The sequence below is a fragment of the Type-F symbiont of Plautia stali genome (assembly GCF_059731105.1).
This window is the reverse complement of record NZ_AP035911.1, coordinates 152,326-169,478: the sequence shown is the minus strand read 5'-3', so window position 1 is coordinate 169,478 and position 17,153 is coordinate 152,326. Positions and strand designations below refer to the sequence as shown.

General features: G+C 52.7%; 17 protein-coding genes and 1 pseudogene. 9 read left to right on the top strand and 9 right to left on the bottom strand.

Annotation, left to right across the window (positions count from 1 at the left end; all coding sequences use genetic code 11):
- Window positions 1-80: 80 nt before the first annotated feature.
- Window positions 81-803: a 2-phosphosulfolactate phosphatase gene (locus AC6I7A_RS22200; RefSeq protein WP_058958492.1), complete on the top strand. Its 723-nt coding sequence runs from the start codon at window positions 81-83 to the stop codon at window positions 801-803.
- Window positions 804-859: 56 nt separating this feature from the next.
- On the opposite strand, the gene yajD is transcribed toward AC6I7A_RS22200, so the two are convergent.
- The 3 genes from yajD to AC6I7A_RS22185 form a co-directional block, all read right to left on the bottom strand.
- Window positions 860-1,207: an HNH nuclease YajD gene (yajD, locus tag AC6I7A_RS22195; protein WP_009093119.1), complete on the bottom strand. Its 348-nt coding sequence runs from the start codon at window positions 1,205-1,207 to the stop codon at window positions 860-862.
- 176 nt (window positions 1,208-1,383) lie between these two features.
- Window positions 1,384-1,551 carry a hypothetical protein gene (locus tag AC6I7A_RS22190; RefSeq protein ID WP_162836542.1) on the bottom strand — a complete coding sequence of 56 codons (168 nt, stop codon included), beginning with the start codon at window positions 1,549-1,551 and terminating at the stop codon, window positions 1,384-1,386.
- 215 nt (window positions 1,552-1,766) lie between these two features.
- Window positions 1,767-1,943, bottom strand: a complete 177-nt coding sequence (locus AC6I7A_RS22185; RefSeq protein ID WP_009093122.1) for a con-10 family general stress protein — start codon at window positions 1,941-1,943, stop codon at window positions 1,767-1,769.
- Between the two features lie 198 nt (window positions 1,944-2,141).
- Between AC6I7A_RS22185 and AC6I7A_RS22180 the strand changes: the two genes are divergently transcribed.
- The 3 genes from AC6I7A_RS22180 (at window position 2,142) to ahr (ending at window position 5,882) form a co-directional block, all read left to right on the top strand.
- Complete coding sequence (locus AC6I7A_RS22180) at window positions 2,142-2,438, top strand: hypothetical protein (protein ID WP_058958493.1); 297 nt, start codon at window positions 2,142-2,144, stop codon at window positions 2,436-2,438.
- Window positions 2,439-2,787: 349 nt separating this feature from the next.
- Window positions 2,788-4,761 (top strand): methyl-accepting chemotaxis protein, encoded by a 1,974-nt coding sequence (locus AC6I7A_RS22175; protein ID WP_058958494.1) that lies wholly within the window; start codon window positions 2,788-2,790, stop codon window positions 4,759-4,761.
- A 104-nt stretch (window positions 4,762-4,865) separates the two neighbouring features.
- On the top strand, window positions 4,866-5,882 hold the full coding sequence (gene ahr, locus AC6I7A_RS22170; RefSeq protein ID WP_009093125.1) for an NADPH-dependent aldehyde reductase Ahr: 1,017 nt from the start codon (window positions 4,866-4,868) through the stop codon (window positions 5,880-5,882).
- Window positions 5,883-5,934: 52 nt separating this feature from the next.
- Here ahr and AC6I7A_RS22165 read toward each other — a convergent pair whose 3' ends face one another.
- Entirely contained in the window at window positions 5,935-6,603 is a 669-nt protein-coding gene (locus AC6I7A_RS22165; RefSeq protein ID WP_058958127.1) for a DUF2268 domain-containing putative Zn-dependent protease, read from the bottom strand.
- A gap of 361 nt (window positions 6,604-6,964) precedes the next feature.
- The gene (locus tag AC6I7A_RS22160; RefSeq protein WP_058958128.1) at window positions 6,965-7,366 is read right to left on the bottom strand and encodes an H-NS family histone-like protein; all 402 of its coding nucleotides are present in this window, start codon (window positions 7,364-7,366) and stop codon (window positions 6,965-6,967) included.
- A gap of 275 nt (window positions 7,367-7,641) precedes the next feature.
- Between AC6I7A_RS22160 and AC6I7A_RS22155 the strand changes: the two genes are divergently transcribed.
- Window positions 7,642-9,198 (top strand): sensor domain-containing diguanylate cyclase, encoded by a 1,557-nt coding sequence (locus AC6I7A_RS22155; protein WP_058958129.1) that lies wholly within the window; start codon window positions 7,642-7,644, stop codon window positions 9,196-9,198.
- 153 nt (window positions 9,199-9,351) lie between these two features.
- On the opposite strand, the gene AC6I7A_RS22150 is transcribed toward AC6I7A_RS22155, so the two are convergent.
- Entirely contained in the window at window positions 9,352-9,753 is a 402-nt protein-coding gene (locus tag AC6I7A_RS22150; RefSeq protein WP_009093130.1) for an H-NS family histone-like protein, read from the bottom strand.
- Between the two features lie 1,215 nt (window positions 9,754-10,968).
- Here AC6I7A_RS22150 and AC6I7A_RS22145 point away from each other — a divergent pair.
- Window positions 10,969-11,145 (top strand): DUF2256 domain-containing protein, encoded by a 177-nt coding sequence (locus tag AC6I7A_RS22145; protein WP_072215522.1) that lies wholly within the window; start codon window positions 10,969-10,971, stop codon window positions 11,143-11,145.
- A 66-nt stretch (window positions 11,146-11,211) separates the two neighbouring features.
- On the opposite strand, the gene AC6I7A_RS22140 is transcribed toward AC6I7A_RS22145, so the two are convergent.
- The 3 genes from AC6I7A_RS22140 to AC6I7A_RS22130 all read right to left on the bottom strand — a co-directional run bounded on the left by AC6I7A_RS22140 (window position 11,212) and on the right by AC6I7A_RS22130 (window position 13,303).
- Complete coding sequence (locus AC6I7A_RS22140; RefSeq protein WP_058958130.1) at window positions 11,212-11,517, bottom strand: hypothetical protein; 306 nt, start codon at window positions 11,515-11,517, stop codon at window positions 11,212-11,214.
- Window positions 11,518-11,870: 353 nt separating this feature from the next.
- A complete protein-coding gene (locus AC6I7A_RS22135) occupies window positions 11,871-12,107 on the bottom strand; it encodes a YgdI/YgdR family lipoprotein (protein ID WP_058958131.1) in 237 nt (78 codons plus the stop codon).
- Window positions 12,108-13,021: 914 nt separating this feature from the next.
- Complete coding sequence (locus tag AC6I7A_RS22130) at window positions 13,022-13,303, bottom strand: hypothetical protein (protein WP_058958132.1); 282 nt, start codon at window positions 13,301-13,303, stop codon at window positions 13,022-13,024.
- A 355-nt stretch (window positions 13,304-13,658) separates the two neighbouring features.
- Here AC6I7A_RS22130 and AC6I7A_RS22125 point away from each other — a divergent pair.
- From AC6I7A_RS22125 to feoB, 3 genes and pseudogenes are all read left to right on the top strand, one after another.
- Window positions 13,659-14,227: pseudogene (locus tag AC6I7A_RS22125) on the top strand (Rpn family recombination-promoting nuclease/putative transposase).
- Window positions 14,228-14,418: 191 nt separating this feature from the next.
- The gene (locus AC6I7A_RS22120) at window positions 14,419-14,643 is read left to right on the top strand and encodes a FeoA domain-containing protein (protein WP_058958133.1); all 225 of its coding nucleotides are present in this window, start codon (window positions 14,419-14,421) and stop codon (window positions 14,641-14,643) included.
- On the top strand, window positions 14,643-16,967 hold the full coding sequence (feoB, locus tag AC6I7A_RS22115; RefSeq protein ID WP_058958134.1) for a Fe(2+) transporter permease subunit FeoB: 2,325 nt from the start codon (window positions 14,643-14,645) through the stop codon (window positions 16,965-16,967). The genes AC6I7A_RS22120 and feoB overlap by 1 nt, the downstream gene beginning before the upstream one ends.
- Window positions 16,968-17,153: the final 186 nt, after the last annotated feature.

Genomic DNA, 17,153 nt, shown 5'->3' with positions numbered 1-17,153 from the left:
ATTCTGACTGACGAGCGCCCGTTGGCAATCTGGCGCATGATCGCTGGCGATGAGTGGCAGGCTGCCACGGAGGATAAGAGATGCAGTGGTGTAATCAGGCGCAGTCTGACATCCGTCTTGAGTGGGGGCCCGCGGCCGTCGGTTACGTTGCTCAGGATGTGGACTGTATTGTGATCGTTGACGTCATGTCATTTTCCACCTGTGTCAGTCTGGCGGTCGACCAGGGCGCACAGGTTTATCCGTACCCCTGGAAAGATGCCTCTGCGTTGACGTATGCAGACAGCATTAGAGCAAGGGCAGCCAGCCCTGACAGGCTGAGTGGTTCAGGCGGTTTCAGTCTCTCTCCGGCGTCGATGCGAAAACTGGCCGCGGGCGAAAAACTGGTGCTTCCCTCTCCCAATGGTTCAGCGATTTCGTTCCTGGCGCGGGAGAGTGGCGTGACGGTATTCAGCGGCTGTTTCCGGAATCTCTCACTCACTGCCAGAGCCTGTCGTGACTTCCGGCGCGTCCTGGTTATCCCCTGCGGCGAGCGGTGGCCTGACGGCACGCTTCGCCCTGCGATCGAAGACTATCTGGCCGCAGGCGGCATTATTGCCGCTATCGGACGTGACCGCTGTTCCCCGGAAGCGCAGGGGGCGGTCGCTGCCTGGCAGCAGATGAATCCGTTATCCCTTCGCGAGTGCTCTTCAGCCCGGGAACTTCAGCAGCGCGGGTTTGGTGAGGATGTTGATCTCTGTCTGGAGGTGGACAGCGGGCAACAGGCGTGTCAGTTGCAGGGTGATTTTTATACCGCCCGGCAGTGAAGGATCTGAGCCTGTCAGTGCGCGTTCAGCGACCCGACAGGCGGGAAGGGCAGAGGTTACTTCTTCTTATTCATCATCGATTTCAGGTCAGCAAAAGGATTGTAGGTGGCTTCACCGACATCCTTTTGTGCATCCTCGCCTGCCACGACGCGGGTGCCGTACTGGTCAGCCTCGGTATACTTCGAGTGCTCATGGTCATGACAATAGAGACACAACAGTTCCCAGTTACTGCCATCTTCCGGGTTGTTGGTGTGGTCATGGTCAATATGATGAACCGTCAGTTCACGCAGGTTTGAATAAACAAACTCGCGCGAGCAGCGACCACACACCCAGGGGTAGAGTTTGAGTGCTTTTTCACGGTAGCCGCTTTCAAGCCGCGCATAGTTTTTAGGGATTAAAGCCATTGCCGAAAGTACCTGTTATGCAGAGAGGTTCACGAGAGTGCTGCCAATATATCCCACAATCGGACAGAAGAAGAGATCATCCTCTGCTGTTGTGAAGAAGAGGGTTAAAACAGCCATTGATTTCAATCGGATAGCCGGAGTAAATGGCTGTTTTGCGCTTTGCTTACGGCGTTCGACTAAATGTAATGCAGAACACCATAAACGGCCCAGAAAATGGCGTTAGCACCAAGATAAGTCCAGCATCCCCAGTAGGCAATGGGTTCGCGGCGAGTGCGGAGTTTAGGCAGAAAGGCCAGTAAATAGAGTGCAGAGGCAATAAGCGAAACGAAATAGAAGAATTTCATGGTTGTCTCCTGATTAATATCCTTTATTTCAGGATAGTCAGGACTGACTAATTTGCGCGGTGCTTCATCAGACGAATGATAAACCCTTCCTCTGCCAGCCTGTATCGGCAACGTTCAGAAGTAAATAGAGCGAAACGGCGGAGTGAGAACACCGGACATTGTCGGCAGAGATGCCACTCCATGGCGTACAAACTCCTAAAGCGCTTTATTCAGAACTACTTAGAAGGACGGCGACTAATCTTGCCTCCTTTCCGACCCGCTTCCCTGGCTTTTTCATGATCATTTTTGAAATTGCCCCCACTGACCTTGCCTCCTGCACTGCCAGCTTCACTCGCGCGTTCTGGATCGTTGGCAAAATTACCGGCACCACCTCTGTATTTCTGTTGTGTCATAGAAAGACCTCCTATCAGTGTTCCGTAAGATAAAAAGGACTAGCTAGCCACAGCAGGAAGGATAGTCGTCCGCTTCGTTTAAGCAAAGGCAGACGATGAATTCCTTGATAAGCGGAGGGTTAAAGAATGAATTTTTAGCCCCGGCAGGGTCATGGCAGTTGAACTACGCTTAAAAGCCTGACGAAAAAGGAGAACGCAATGCGTAATGACACCTTAATCGACACGCTGGAGCTGGGTTCCGGTGGACAGAAGCAGAAATATGAAATTTATGGTGATGATGACCAGACGCCCACTTATGCCGTGATCTACCGGCAGCAGGGCGAGAGCTGGCAGGCCCTGGAGGAGAAACTTCCTTTTGCTGCGCAGGATGAACAGCAGGAGGCAACAGGATCAATGGGCTACGGCTCCGGCGATACATTGCCAGATTTGCGCGATCTGCCCGCTGAAGCGCGGGCGCGGTGCGAAAAACACTGGCAGGAGCAGAACGAAAGGTAGCGGGAAAGTGTGCCGCTCAGTTCCTGAAACCGTGCGGCCACGTAATTTATCCGGATGCGGCGGAAGAGAGGCCTGCACAGCTTTATATCTTCCTGGTCTGCCGCTGTCCGGGGTTACATCATGCTAATAAAATGTAACAAATTCATTGATTAAACCACCTGCAGCAATCGTTAAAGGTTTTCCCACTACGGGCGATAACCCATAGGCGTTGAGCCCGCCGATCATTGACGAAACCGGTACTCAGCGCCGAGTTCTGAACGCGAACGGACCTGCATTTAGCCCTCCTTTTACACACCAGTAAACGCAAAATTTATGCGTAAGTTAATCTTATAAAAGCGAAAATAATAATATGTCGATCATCAAGACGATCAAAAGTCGCCTGCCTGCTGCGCGTCTCCGGCGTAGCAGCCAGCCTGCAAATGGCACTTACGATTGCCGTGCAATGCCTGATTCACTCTCTTCCATCGGCCTGAGCGCACGCGCGGGCGGGATCCTGATGACCTTTGTTCCGCCTGAGGCGGACTTCCGGCGGGTCAGTCAGGCATGGCAACGCTTTACGTCTGCCGATCTGACGGTGCTGACACTCTCCTCGAATGGCGCGCTGAGCAGCAGCCGTCCACAGAGCACTTACTGTGAGGGGAATGGTCCGGAAGGGAGCTATCTCTGGCTACCGGACACGCTGATCGCCCGTCATGAGACGCACATTGTCGATCTTCACGTCGCCGATACGCAGACCGCCAGCCAGCGCATCAGCGCCATCCAGCAGGAGCTGGCGCGATTACCGGTGCGGATGCCGCTCTCTGCCGACCGTACTTTCGCCATGATTTACTGTGACGGGCTTTCCGCATCAGAAGGTTTTCTGATGCAGGCCTGGTACAACAGCGGGCGCTTTCCCTGCCTGGCCATTGGCGGTTCAGCGGGCGGCCGGATCTCTTTTGATGGCACCTGGATCGGTGTCGGTGGCAAGGTGCTGCAGGGCAAAGCGGTGATCGTTTTCTGCCAGATGGCGCCAGGGAAATCCTTTGCGCCGTTTAAAAGTCAGAATTTTACGCCACGCGATCAGAGCTGGCTGATTGCTGAAGCTGACCCGGTCGCGCGTACCGTCACCTCGGTATTTAACCGTCACGGTCAGCAGCAGCCCTTTGTTCCGGCGCTGTGTGAGCACCTCAACTGCAGTGAAGCACAACTGGCCGAGCGGCTGAAAGGGTTAACCTTTGGCGTTAAAGTCGGGGATGAGTTTTTTATCCGCTCCATTGCCAAAATCGAATCCAGCGGCGTGCAGTTTTTCTGCGACCTGGAGTTTGGCGACCGGCTGTTCCTGATGCAGGAAAAAGATTTCCAGCAGACGACGCTGCAGGAGTGGCAGGCGTTTACCGCTCAGCACGGTAAACCGGCGGCGATTCTGATGAATGACTGTATCCTGCGCCGCGTCGGCAATGCCGACAAGCTGCACAATACCCATTTCTTTAAAGGGATTGCCGCTGCCGGTTTTTCCAGCTTCGGCGAAATTCTGGGCGTGCCGATCAACCAGACGCTTTCGGCGCTGGTCTTCTTCAATCGCGATGTGAAAGCCATGAGCCAGTTCCCGGTGGAGTATGCCGGTTATGCCGCGCATTACGCGCAACGCGGTCTGCGTCGCTGGGAAGCGCTGAACAGCATCCAGACGCGGGTGCTTGATCGGGTGATCACCTATCAGCAGGCACTGACTCCGCTGATGGAAGCGCTGCCGGTTCTGGAACTGGCGACCCAGAGCCAGGGCGAAACCCTGAGCCTGGCGGAGAGCAGCATCCGTAACATCAGTAACATCGCGACGGAAAGTCAGCAGGCACAGGGCCGGCTGGATGAGGGGCTGGACGATCTGGAGAAAATCTCTAACGGCATCAACGACATTACGCACGGCATCAGCAACATTGCTTTCCAGACCAATATTCTGGCCCTGAATGCGGCAGTCGAAGCGGCGCGCGCAGGCGAGGCGGGACGCGGCTTTGCCGTGGTGGCGGGCGAGGTTCGTCGGCTGGCGCACTCGTCGAAAGAGCAGGCTGAAGCGACCGCGAGTAACATCAGTGAGGCCGTAAGCACCATCTCACGTATCCGGCTGGTGGCCAGTGATTCAGCGCAGACCGCCGCGCAGATGGCAGAGCGCAGCATCAGCGCAGCCGACACGCTGGCTGCCATGAATCAGCAGACGCGACATGAGCGCGCCGATATTGCGAAGCACCTCGGCAGCCTGCGTGAACTCACGCAGGGCATGGACGCGATGCAGGAGGCAGTAGCCCAGCTCAAGGTGCTGCAGACGCTCTCCGGCGCACAGGTTAAAGGCTGATTTATCTCGATAAAATGTAAGAAATTGCGATATAAGCGCATCGGCCAGGCAAGCCGCGCCCGCAGTTGTTACACTTGTCGGTGATTAACCACGCAGAGGTATAAATGAAAATCAAAAGTTATGCAGCCATGCAGGCTGGCCAGGCCCTGGAACTCTATGAGTACGATGCCGCCGAGCTGGCAGCCGAAGAAGTTGAAGTCGAGGTCGAGTATTGTGGCGTCTGCCACTCAGACCTGTCGATGATCGACAACGAATGGGGCATCTCTCAGTTTCCGGTGATCGCCGGACACGAAGTCATCGGCCGGGTCTCTGCCCTGGGTGATGCGGCTAAAAACAAAGGACTCTCTGTCGGTCAGCGAGTGGGCATTGGCTGGACGGCAAAAAGCTGTCAGCACTGTGATGCCTGTATCAACGGCGAACAGGTTAACTGCCAGCAGGGCAGTATCCCGACCATCATGAACAAAGGTGGTTTTGCCGAGAAGCTGCGCGCTGACTGGCAGTGGGTGATCCCGCTGCCTGAGAAGCTGGATGCAGCGACCGCGGGTCCCCTGCTGTGTGGCGGGATTACCGTCTTTAAACCGCTGCTGATGAGCAACATTACTGCCACCAGCCGCGTCGGCGTGATTGGTATCGGCGGTCTGGGCCACATTGCCATTAAGATCCTGCACGCGATGGGCGCCGAAGTTGTGGCCTTCAGCTCTACCCCGGATAAGAAGCAGTCAATTCTGGATATGGGTGCGGACGAAGTAGTTAACAGCCGCGACGCTGAAGCCCTGAAGAAACAGGCGGGTCGTTTTGACCTGATCCTGAGCACCGTCGCTGTCGACCTCGACTGGAAGCCCTATTTCGCTGCGCTGGCTCCTCAGGGCAAATTCCACACCGTGGGTGCCGTGATGAAGCCGATTGAAGTGAGTGCTTTCGAACTGATCATGGGTGACAAGGCAGTGACGGGGTCGTCCACCGGTTCGCCAGGGCAGCTGCGTTCCCTGCTGCGCCTCGCTTCCCGGGCTGACATTGCCCCTCAGGTTGAGTATTTCCCGATGTCTGACATCAATAAGGCGCTGGACCATGTTCGTGCCGGTAAAGCCAATTACCGTGTGGTACTGAAAGCCGATTTCTGATGGAAGCCTGAATAGTCATGCCGCAGCAGCCTGCTGCGGCATTTTTTTATCTTTACTGTGTGACTAATCCCTCTTCCAGAGCCGCGGCAATGACGTCATCTGCTGTGACGCCGAACCATTTTTCTGTCGGACATGCCCGATGACGACGATGCCAGGCGGCAACCATCTGATAGCCCAGCGTATACCCATACCAGCGGCGATACGCACCGGTGCCGAAGAACCAGGCTGAATGGTCGTACCGGGCGCTTTGCAGCGTCGTCAGTGGGACCGGGTTAGCCTGTAATTCACAGCGCTCGATGGCACACTCCCAGGGTTCTGCCGCTGTTTCCAGCAGCCAGCAGACAAACTGACCGGCCAGACCTTCGCTGACTAATGCTTCGCCCAGCGTCCAGCCATACCCGGGCCCGCGCATACGCAGACAGTGATGGACCTCGTGCACGATCTGCCGTATCAGCCCGCCATTTTGCAGCTCCCGGGACAGGTTCGGGTTTACCGGATCAATGGCCATGCCGAACAATGTCGAACTGTAAGCCCTGCCTGCAAAACCTGTTTCAGGTATCACAGCCTCCGGTACACACTGAATTAATATATCCAGACGTGGAACGTCTGTTACGCACGAGAGATGGTGGAAGGCGGTTTCAGCTTCCCTGACGATAACCGATTCGTACTGCCTGACCTGACCTGATGCCTCCAGCCAGTGCAGTTTCCAAAGATGGTTCACAGGGAACTCCTTTCAGAGGGATAGTCATTTCTCTATCAGGCAGTCTGGCCTAATCCTGTCGAATCTGAAAGCAATGCCTTTTATCACTGACAGGAGGGGCTGAAAACTACGACGGGTATCGCATCAGGTATCGACTGCTGTCCCGATATTCTCGCCAGCACGATGACATTGCCATCGTGCTGGCGCATGGTGGTGCCGACTTAGGGGAAGGTAGTCAGGCACAGTTTCTTGATCGACCGGTGTTTAATAACATACGCGGCGGGATGGGGCATGACCAGGGTAAGGATCAGGGCCTGGTCATGCCTGAATACCGCGATCGGCTGCAGCGGGCAACCAGCGTACGGCAGTACGTTCACCCTTATCAGATCAGGAAATCATCCAGCGACTGACCCTTATCAATGGCCGTTTTGATCACGCTGGGCGTCCGGCCCTGACCTGTCCAGAAGTGAACCTGGCCCTGATCATCGCTGTAACGGTATTTCGCCGGACGCTTCGCCCGTTTCTTTTTACCGGTAGCCGGGGTCGGGGTGCTGTTGACCAGCTCCGCCGGATCAATGCCTTCTTCCTGCAACAGCTCCTGGTAGAAGGCCAGTTTCTCCGCCTTCTCACGCGCCTCTGCTGCCCGCGCATTTTCCTCTTCGCGACGCTCGTTCACCACGGCCTCTAATTTCTGATGTAACTCTTCCAGCGTGGCCACAGTCAGATGGCGTGCCTCGGCGCGAAGCGTGCGGATATTATTCAGGCTGTTCAGGTTCTTATTCATACAAAATTCTCAAATACTCAAGTTAATCAATAAAGTGCAAATTTTTCAGCGGGCAAGGGTAACACTGACCCACATGCCATTTGAAGTCTCTCTGTAGATTTATGCACTGCTTTTCCGGTTTTGGGTGTGTTCCCTGAGTTGACCCGACGTAATATAAAAGCGAAATCTGCTGATAAAATAGCGATTATCGCTATCGAAAGGGGATTGCGGGATTTACATTTTTGCCGGGGGATAACTGTGCTTAAATCAGTCAACAGGTTTTATTAAGGACAGGCATGAAGTTTCGCCGTAAAAATGATGAGACAGCGTCAGGGATTTCCCCCCTTCTCAGAAGCATTACGCTGTCAGGCGTATTGCTTGCTGTCCTGGTGATTGGATCCGATCTCTGGTCGTTGCGTGAAGACTGGAACAACACCGTCAGGAAAGTTGAGGATACGGCAGTCAACCTGTCGCTATCGCAGGCGCGCCAGGCGGACGATACGTTTTTACAGACCGAACTCTCTTTGCGTGAATTACAGCGCGAGCTCGAAAAGCAGATTGCGACGAACGGGGTGGATGGCCGGGGGCTGAGCGAGACAATGCGCCTGCTGCAGAGCCGTCTGCCTCAGCTTCACGGCCTGTTTTACTATGATGCGCACGGTAAGTGGATAGCCACATCCATGAACCGTATACCGCCTGATATTAATAATGCCGATCGCGAATATTTTGCTTATCACCGCTCCAGTCTGCGAAACACTCTGCATGTTGGCCCGGTACTGCGCAGTCGCACCACACATGAACTGGTGATTCCGGTGACGCTGCGCGTTAATGATGCCTATAACGGGTTTCGCGGCGTTTTACTGGCTACCATCAAGGTGGACTATTTCCGCCGTTTCTACAGCTACTACGAACTCAGTGAAGGGGATGTACTGGTGCTGATGCTGGCAGACAGTACGGTGCTCTACGCCCGGCCAATGCCGGATAGCTACATCGGCAAAAACCTCTCGGTGAGTCCGCTTTTCCTGAAGATGCTGGCGAATGCCGATAAAGGCAGCGGTCAGTGGACTGCCGCGCTGGATGGTAAACAGCGCATCTTTGGTTTTGTCCGATCGCAGCGCTATCCGCTGGTGGTTGCCGCCGGGTATGACAAACGCGCCCTGTTTCAGCACTGGCTCAGAGGCTGGGTACAGGATCTGATACTGAGCCTCATCCTGCTGGCCGTTATCATCTTACTGGGTAACTTTGTACTGCGTCAGGCACGGCATACGCTGCGGTATCAGCGTGAGCTGACCCGACTGCGCGATGAGCTGACCGCTGCTAACCGCTCCCTAGAAAATCTGGCACACAGTGATGGCCTGACAGGCGTCGCCAACCGGCGCTATTTTGATCAAATGCTGATGCAGAGCCTGCAGAAGGCGGCGCTCAGCGGCGAGCCCGTATCACTGATTCTGTTTGATATCGACTATTTCAAACGTTACAACGACACCTATGGCCATGTCGCCGGTGATGACTGTCTGAAAAAAGTCGCTGCCGTGCTGGCAGAGAACACGCGGCGCAAAAACGAACTCACGGCACGCTACGGCGGAGAAGAGTTTGCGATTATTCTGCCGGGTCAGCCGCTGTCAGCCGCGCTCCATCTCGCTGAAACCCTCATCGAAGCCGTTAATCAGCTTGATATTCCGCACCTCACTTCTGAACTGCCGCAAAAGCATGTCACGCTGAGTGCTGGCTGTGCTGTAAGCCTGGCGGCTGACTCTCCGTCAGCGCCTCAGGCGTTGATAGCGCGCGCGGACGAGGCTCTGTATCGTGCAAAACGGGCAGGGCGAAACCAGGTCATGGGTGAAGAGCAGTAACGCGGAAGATCAGCCATTGAGGGAGCTAATGTGATGTCAGGAGGGTATGACAGACATGCATGACGGGGTTAGTTTCATCGCGTTTCGCTAAACAACAGGATGCAGAAAACCCGCCGGGCAACGCCGGGCGGGTTTTGATAAACGCCTGCCGGATTAAATCAGGAAATCGTCCAGCGATTTACCTTCATCAATGGCAGCTTTAATCGCAGAAGGGGTACGGCCCTGACCGGTCCACTGCTTAACTTCGCCATTTTCATCGGTGTACTGATATTTGGCAGGGCGGGGCGCACGCTTTTTCTTCTCTGTCGGCGCAGTCTGCATACCATTTAACAGCTCGTTAGGATCGATACCTTCCTGCAGCAGTAATTCGCGGTATTTTGCCAGTTTTTCTGCTTTTTCACGATTAGCCGCTTCTGAAGCCTGCGCTTCTTCACGACGCTCGCTAACGACAACGGAGAGTTTTTCCAGCATTTCTTCTAAAGCAGCAAGATCAAGTTCGCGAGCGTTAGCGCGAAGGGTACGGATATTATTCAAGCTATTGAGAGTGTCACTCATCAAAGTCACCATAGTCATGTTCAGATAATAAAATACAGAGCGGGTTCACGCTGATGCTTTTCGTCAGACCTGCTTTTTTAGGATGCTTGCCTTCGAAGAATCAAATACAGAACCTGGAGTTCAACACAGCCATATTAATCGCTTTCTGAGAGAGTTGAAACTCTATTTAGCGCATCAGCGTTAAACAAAAGTAAATTTATGCATTTTTACCCTTTTCTCACGTACGCTGTCAAAAAAAACCTGTCAGCCCTCATCGGATAATTCAGTCTGTTACCAGACTTGTTCGCCATTTTTCAAGCGAAGCCGTGTGCTCTCAGATTAGGTTCATGAGCAGGAAAAGATAAAATTATTTACACCGGGCGTCAGATAAACGGCGAATGCTTATCCTGTCAGGAAGGGATAAGCTGTGAAAATCCTTATTAAATAACGCCAGAGCGGTTAATTCCAGGCCGCCTGGTTAGCCCGGTTTTATTTGTAACGCACTGTATTTGATTAATTTTATTTGGAGTGGCCTGGTGCTGTTAACATAATCAGGATGCGGATAGTTTACTAAACGTCGTGCCGTTTGGCTTTAATATGTTACGCGAATACGTGCTTAAACCGATGGACATAACTTAAGCGGAATCATGCAACGCTAATCCGTTCTTCAGAGAGTATTTACGGTTCTAATTACTCTGCATACAGGCACAGACTGGACAACTAAGTGCATCAGGGGGCGCTAATGTCATCGTGCGTAATATTATCTGACGGTATTATTGCACAGGATGCATTAAACGTGGCACATCATTGCTGTCTGAGGTGGGTGAGGATCTTATGATCAGCATCGTAAAAACATTGCAAAGCGCACAGGTATCGACAGCCTGTTGCATGACACCCTGCAAAATAGCGCCCCTGACTATCCGCTAACCTTGGCGGGCATTAACAGAGTCCGATGGTTGCCTGATGTAATTAATTTGCCTTTAAGAAGCGTACAGTTTAACGCTGTATATAACAGCCAGAGTACAGATGTCGATACCGGCTCAGGCTTAGATGTGCCCGTCTCGCCAGATAATATGGTCAGATTTTACACGGTTATAAACAGCTGAGACCGTTCTGAGCCTGAAAATGGTATCATGGATCAGGTGATCCGGAAAACGTTGCGCTGTCGGGTTGAGCTACACTCAGAGAACAGAGGGGTTAACAGCAGCGTCAGGATTGATTAGGCGGGGGAGTAACGTGTTTAAGGGGAATAAAAAGTCATTACCGGTTCGTTACTGTCAAATGTGCAAAAAACCGATGAGCTGGCGGAAAAAATGGGAAAGATGCTGGGAGGAAGTGAAATATTGTTCTGAACGCTGCCGACGCGCGGCGCATGCACAGCGCAGGGATCAGGCAGAGAACGATCCTCTGTAAAACGTTTCAACGGTGAAACAGAACGGGCCAGAAGGCGTTCTCCCGGCCACGCCTGTCATCAGATCATCACTGCTGAACCTCAATCTGTTGCCAGCCCTGTCTGAACATACAATCTTTCACCAGGATTTCGCGCTGACTTTCGTTCGCGTCACTGGTGGAGTAGTCGGTATCCGTTGTTTTATGCTTGTCGTCGTGAGACGTGTATTTGCCACTGACAATGTTATCAGGCGGCAACTCACGCAGCGCCTGAGCCTGACACGCGGTTTCTGCCATCATCTCCTGCTGATCAGAGGCATCAGGTTTAACCCATTTGTACTGAACGCATCCGGTCAGACAGAGAGTAAAGAAAAGTAACAGGAAAGGTTTCATCATCTGTTTCTCAGCGATTATTAAAAAGTCATACCGCCAACGACATACGTGGTTTTAACGCCGGCGGTTATAATTTCTGGCCCAGTCTCCAGGCTATAGCCCGTTCCTGTCTGAGCAACCTCAACGTCATCTATCGTCTTTTTATCCACTGACTGTCCGGATAGATACCGCTGGAGGAGTGGCCCGTCTCTGCCCTAAGGGTGGTGAAGTGTTTACCCTGTTCTGCGTTGAGGCCTGTCGCCATTGCAGAGGAAGAGGCACTCAGTGCTAAGCCAGGACCGCGCAAACGACATTCCATCGAACCTGTTTCCCGTGAAGTCATAGGATGAGGTAACTCTGCTCAGTGCAGAAAAGGCCTACTTTTGTACAATTTCCTTAACATCATGCTGCTGGAGCTGATGTATATTTCCATCTGTATCTTTATAGGCAATCATGCCGGTCTCTTTGTCTTTAGCCGGCTTGCCTTTGGTGGTAATCATGTGACCATCCGTGGTTGAGATGATGTAACTCCCGGAGCAGGCAGCCAGTGACATGGCTGAGAGCATCATGGCAAGGATAATGGCACTTCTGTGGATAAAGGCTGAGGATTTCATAACCGTTCCCGTATATTCCTGTTTAAGACGATGCCGTATTATGTTTTCGCATTCTTAAACGACGTGATAACGGTAGGGCGTTCAAAAAATTTATGTGAATTAAATTGATCTGGATCATTTATAACAAGCTGAGCCCCCGCTTTTAACGGCAGCCTTATCCAGCCACTTAAAGCCGCTTTAACTTCTGGCAGAACAATGACGCCGAAGAGCACACACGCTTATGTTTGGCGGTATGCAAAGATGTCGCATCGGGATAAAGCCTCAATGTAATTACAGGTTACTATTGGATTTCAAATTAACCCTATATATGCCACCTATCTGAGTGGCTCTTTTTTACATAAATCGCTGAGTCATTAAGGCGTTATAGCCGACTCAAGGGGAGGGTATTTGCCGGATCAGGAAGAATTGAATGATGTTACTTGCTTGACAGCCCGCGAGGAATTACGTTTTCAAAGACAATTCAGAGAGCAGGATATAGCACCCATAACAGCATCCTGGCACTTATACCGGATAATGAAAGCCACGAAGGTCTGCGCCATGATGTGCAGGCGGAAAAGAAAGGCAAGATTATTTGTCATTAATCTTTATGTTAGTTACAACAACCAATAAGAGCTGGCAGTATTATCCGAGCGAGCCTGAGTCCCGCTGCCCCTCCCTGGTAATTATCATCGAGCTGTTCTGAAACTCCGAGTGCTCTTTGACAAGCCGCCCCGCACGGCCCGGAGGGCCGTAACAGCTGTTTCTGTAGTATATGTATGATGTAACTAAAACCAAAGGTGGATGTCAGATCAAATATAGCGGCAGATCAGTAAAGCCACTGCTTAACTTAAATAAAAGGTTCCTGAGGCGTCAGAAACCTTTTCCGGTATCACGCGGTCAGATAATGCAACGATTCGCCCACTGCGCAGGCCGAATCAACTGACCTGAAAAGCAATAAAAAGACCGTTATTGAACCAGGTCACTTTCTCGCCCGCCTCGTTGAGCATCCATCCGGCTTCATCCATAGACGAATTGTTCCAGCTTTTGTATTCAGTCGCGCTGGCCAGACCGATAGCATTAATACTTTTAGCGGCACGATGATAATTGAAGCAGCAATCTGAATTCAGGCCAGCATCATTCCACATCCCGAGTAACTCTGCGTAGCCGATATCAGCACCGCTGACGCTTTTCGCTTCTGATATATTTAATAAGCGCATATTAACTCCCTCAACATTTAAGTTACATTAACTGGGTATTGCGGCGTCATTTTATCAAAAAAGTCTTTTTCAACGCTGCTGGTCTAGCAGATTAGCAGGCCAGAATAACGATTAATTTTTTTCAAAGAGAATAGCTAATCGAAGTGCTTCGATTGACATTTTTGCAGGCACACGATATCCCTTTAAAAAAACGAACCAGGTTTATTGCAGGTTAAAAAGGTAAACAGAACGTGAGTAAGAAGAGCATGACGCGTTGAGCTGTGTGCCCTGTGTTTAAATAACGTCCGTTGTAACTCTGCATCGTTGCTCTTGCGCCTGTGGTAGTGAACATGTCCCTATTTCGGAGTCAGGGCAGATGAAGACAAACTATACCCCTACACCTCATGACGCTATGTTCCGTCAATTTCTGACCCAGCCAGATGTTGCCCGTGATTTTATGGAAATCCATCTTCCGGCAGAGCTTCGGGAAATCTGTGATCTCAGCACACTCACGCTGGAATCCGGTTCGTTTGTCGAGGATGACCTGCGGCAATATTTCAGCGACGTGCTTTACAGCCTTAAAACACGCGCTGGCGACGGTTACATTCATGTTCTGATTGAGCATCAGTCTACGCCCGACAAACATATGGCCTTCCGTCTGATGCGCTATGCGGTGGCGGCCATGCAGCGTCATCTGGAGGCGAAACATCCGACGCCCAATCCTTTGTTCGCGAACTGGCACAGCGTGTGCCGCAACACGGAGACGCACTCATGACCATCGCACAACAACTTGAGCAAAAAGGCATTGAGGAAGGGATTCAGATTGGCAGAGAGAAGGGCCATTCTGAAGGTGAACGCGACGCAACCCTGAAAATTGCGCGGACGATGCTGCAGAATGGCCTCGACCGCGATACCGTCATGAAGATGACCGGCCTGACCGATTAGGAACTGTCACAAATCCGCCACTGAGTTCGCCTCATCCTCTCGTTAATCCCGCAGAATTATCCCTTTTACAGCCTGTTGAACTGCCGTTGACCCTGACGGCCATTTTCCCCTGCCTGTCCGACGTCAGATCAAAAATCGAAACGCTTATCATTTGTAGAATAAGTGCTTCTTACTCAGAGGCAGAACAGGGTATGGCAATTAACACAGGCTGCTCCTACCGGATAGTGGGCTATCAGCCCTCGGTCAATTCTACCTGGCGTCAGAAATTACTGACGATGGGCATGCTGCCGGGCGCAGTGATTGAAATTATTCGTGTCGCCCCCCTGGGTGACCCGGTACAGATCTCCACCCGTCGTGTCACTCTGGCGGTGCGGCAGGGTGACCTGGACGCAATTATTCTGGAGGAAATCGTCTGATGAAAAAGATAACCATCGGGCTGATTGGTAATCCTAACACCGGCAAAACAACGCTGTTTAATCAGCTCACCGGCGCCCGTCAGCGGGTGGGGAACTGGGCGGGCGTCACAGTCGAGCGTAAAGAGGGACAGTTTTTCACCGCTCAGTCAGATGTCCGGCTCGTCGATTTACCGGGAACCCGCTCGCTGACAACGCTGTCCGCTGAAAGCTCCATCGATGAGAGCATCGCCTGCCACTACCTTTATCAGGAACATGCCGATGTCGTAATCAACGTCGTGGATGCCTCCCGTCTTGAAAGCAATCTGTTCCTGACGCTTCAGCTGCTGGAACTCGGGCTACCCTGCATTATTGCCCTCAATATGCAGGATATCGCTGTCAGCCAGAATATCACTATCGATACCGGTGCGCTGTCGGCCCGCCTGGGCTGTCCGGTCGTTTCACTGACCTCAACCCGGGGTGACGGCATTGCACAGCTTAAAGCGTTAATCGATGAACCGCAGGTTTATCGCGCACCGGAGCAGGTATGCTACCCGGCAGCGATTGAATCGGCCATCGGGCAGCTATGTCAGCAGATGTCCGCCTCAACAGCGCCACAGAAACGCCGCTGGCTGGCCTTACAGTTGCTGGAGGGGGATATCAACAGCCTGAAGCTTTGTCCGGAACTGGAAGCCCACTTACCAGAAATCAGGCAGCAGGCGGGTGAAGAGGCGGGTGTACAGATTGCCGACTATCGTTATCGCGCCATTAATGCAATCTGTGCGGCTGTCAGTCATAACGATCAGGCCGCGCCCGCGAATCTGACCAGCCGGATTGATCAGGTTGTGCTGAACCGCTGGCTGGGCATTCCGATTTTTCTGGCGGTGATGTATGTGATGTTCGTGCTCTCCATCAATATCGGCGCCGCCCTGCAGCCCCTATTCGACAGCAGTTCGGTGGCGATATTCATTCATGGTGCACAATGGCTGGGTGCGGTCTGTCACTTCCCGGCCTGGCTGACGGTGTTTCTGGCGCAGGGGATCGGGGCTGGCATCAATACAGTGCTGCCGATTATTCCGCAGATTGGCCTGATGTTCCTGTTTCTCGCTTTTCTGGAAGACTCGGGCTATATGGCTCGCGCCGCTTTTGTGATGGATCGGTTGATGCAGTCACTGGGCCTGCCGGGAAAATCATTTGTGCCGCTGATTGTTGGCTTTGGCTGTAACGTGCCGTCAGTGATGGGGACACGCACGCTGGACACGCCGCGTGAGCGTCTGCTGACCGTACTGATTGTACCCTTTATGTCGTGCGGTGCGCGGCTGGCGATCTTTGCGGTTTTCGCTGCGGCATTTTTTCATGCGCACAGCTCCAGTCTGGTTTTTTCCCTCTATCTGCTGGGTATTGTCGTCGCGGTCGTGACCGGGCTGGTACTCAAGCATACCCTGCTGGGAGGTGAAGCCTCACCGTTTATCATGGAGCTGCCGGTCTATCACCGGCCCCATCTCAAAAGTCTGCTGCTGCAGACGTGGCAACGGCTGAAAATGTTTGTGGTGCGGGCCGGGCAGGTCATCATCCTGGTGAGCATGCTGATTGGCGTACTGAGCAGTTTTGCATTCAATGGCCAGCTGGTGAATGACATTAACCACTCCGCACTGGCTGCGACCAGTAAAGCGATTACGCCGGCGCTGCTACCGATAGGTGTCACACAGGATAACTGGCAGGCAACCGTGGGACTGGTGAGTGGCATTATGGCGAAAGAGGTGGTAGTGGGAACACTCAACAGTCTTTACACTACCGAGGCGATTCAGAGCAGCCCGTTCGATCCGCAGGCTTTTGACCTGGGAGGTGAGTTGAGAGAGGCGCTGACTGAAACCTGGGCTGGTTTAGCGGCTGCGTTCAGGATTGATGCACTGGCGCATCCCATTGAAGCCAGTAAAGGTGATGGCGAGATGGCCTCCGGCCCGATGAGTGTGATGTCGGATAAATTTGGCAGCGGCTTTGCCGCCTATAGCTATTTAATCTTTGTGCTGCTTTACGTTCCCTGTGTCTCCGTCATGGGAGCGATTGCACGCGAAGCAGGCAAAAAATGGATGATGTTCTCCTTTTTCTGGGGACTGAACATCGCCTACACCACGGCGACGCTCTTTTATCAGACGGTCACGTTTGCCCGTCATCCCGCATTCAGCGCGATCTGCATCTTATGTATCGTAGTGCTGAATGTCATCATTCTGCTGGCACTGCGCAAAGCAGGGAACCGTGTGCAGAACATCCCCATCATGTTCAGGGAGGAGAAAGGACGCTGTCAGGGCTGCCACGGCAATTGTGATAAGCAGGGCGGATATGCCTGACCCGATCACCCGGAGATAGCGTCAGTTAGTGACCAGGGGCCAGACCGGAATTCTGAATACAATGGCGGCGACGCGTCAGGAAACGGCGAAACCGCCTGTTAATCAGTGAGATGGTTCAGTAAGAGAGCCCGAAAAGTGCCGTCCCGTACCGGTTTACTCACAGGCTGTCCACTTTTTCTGTGGATA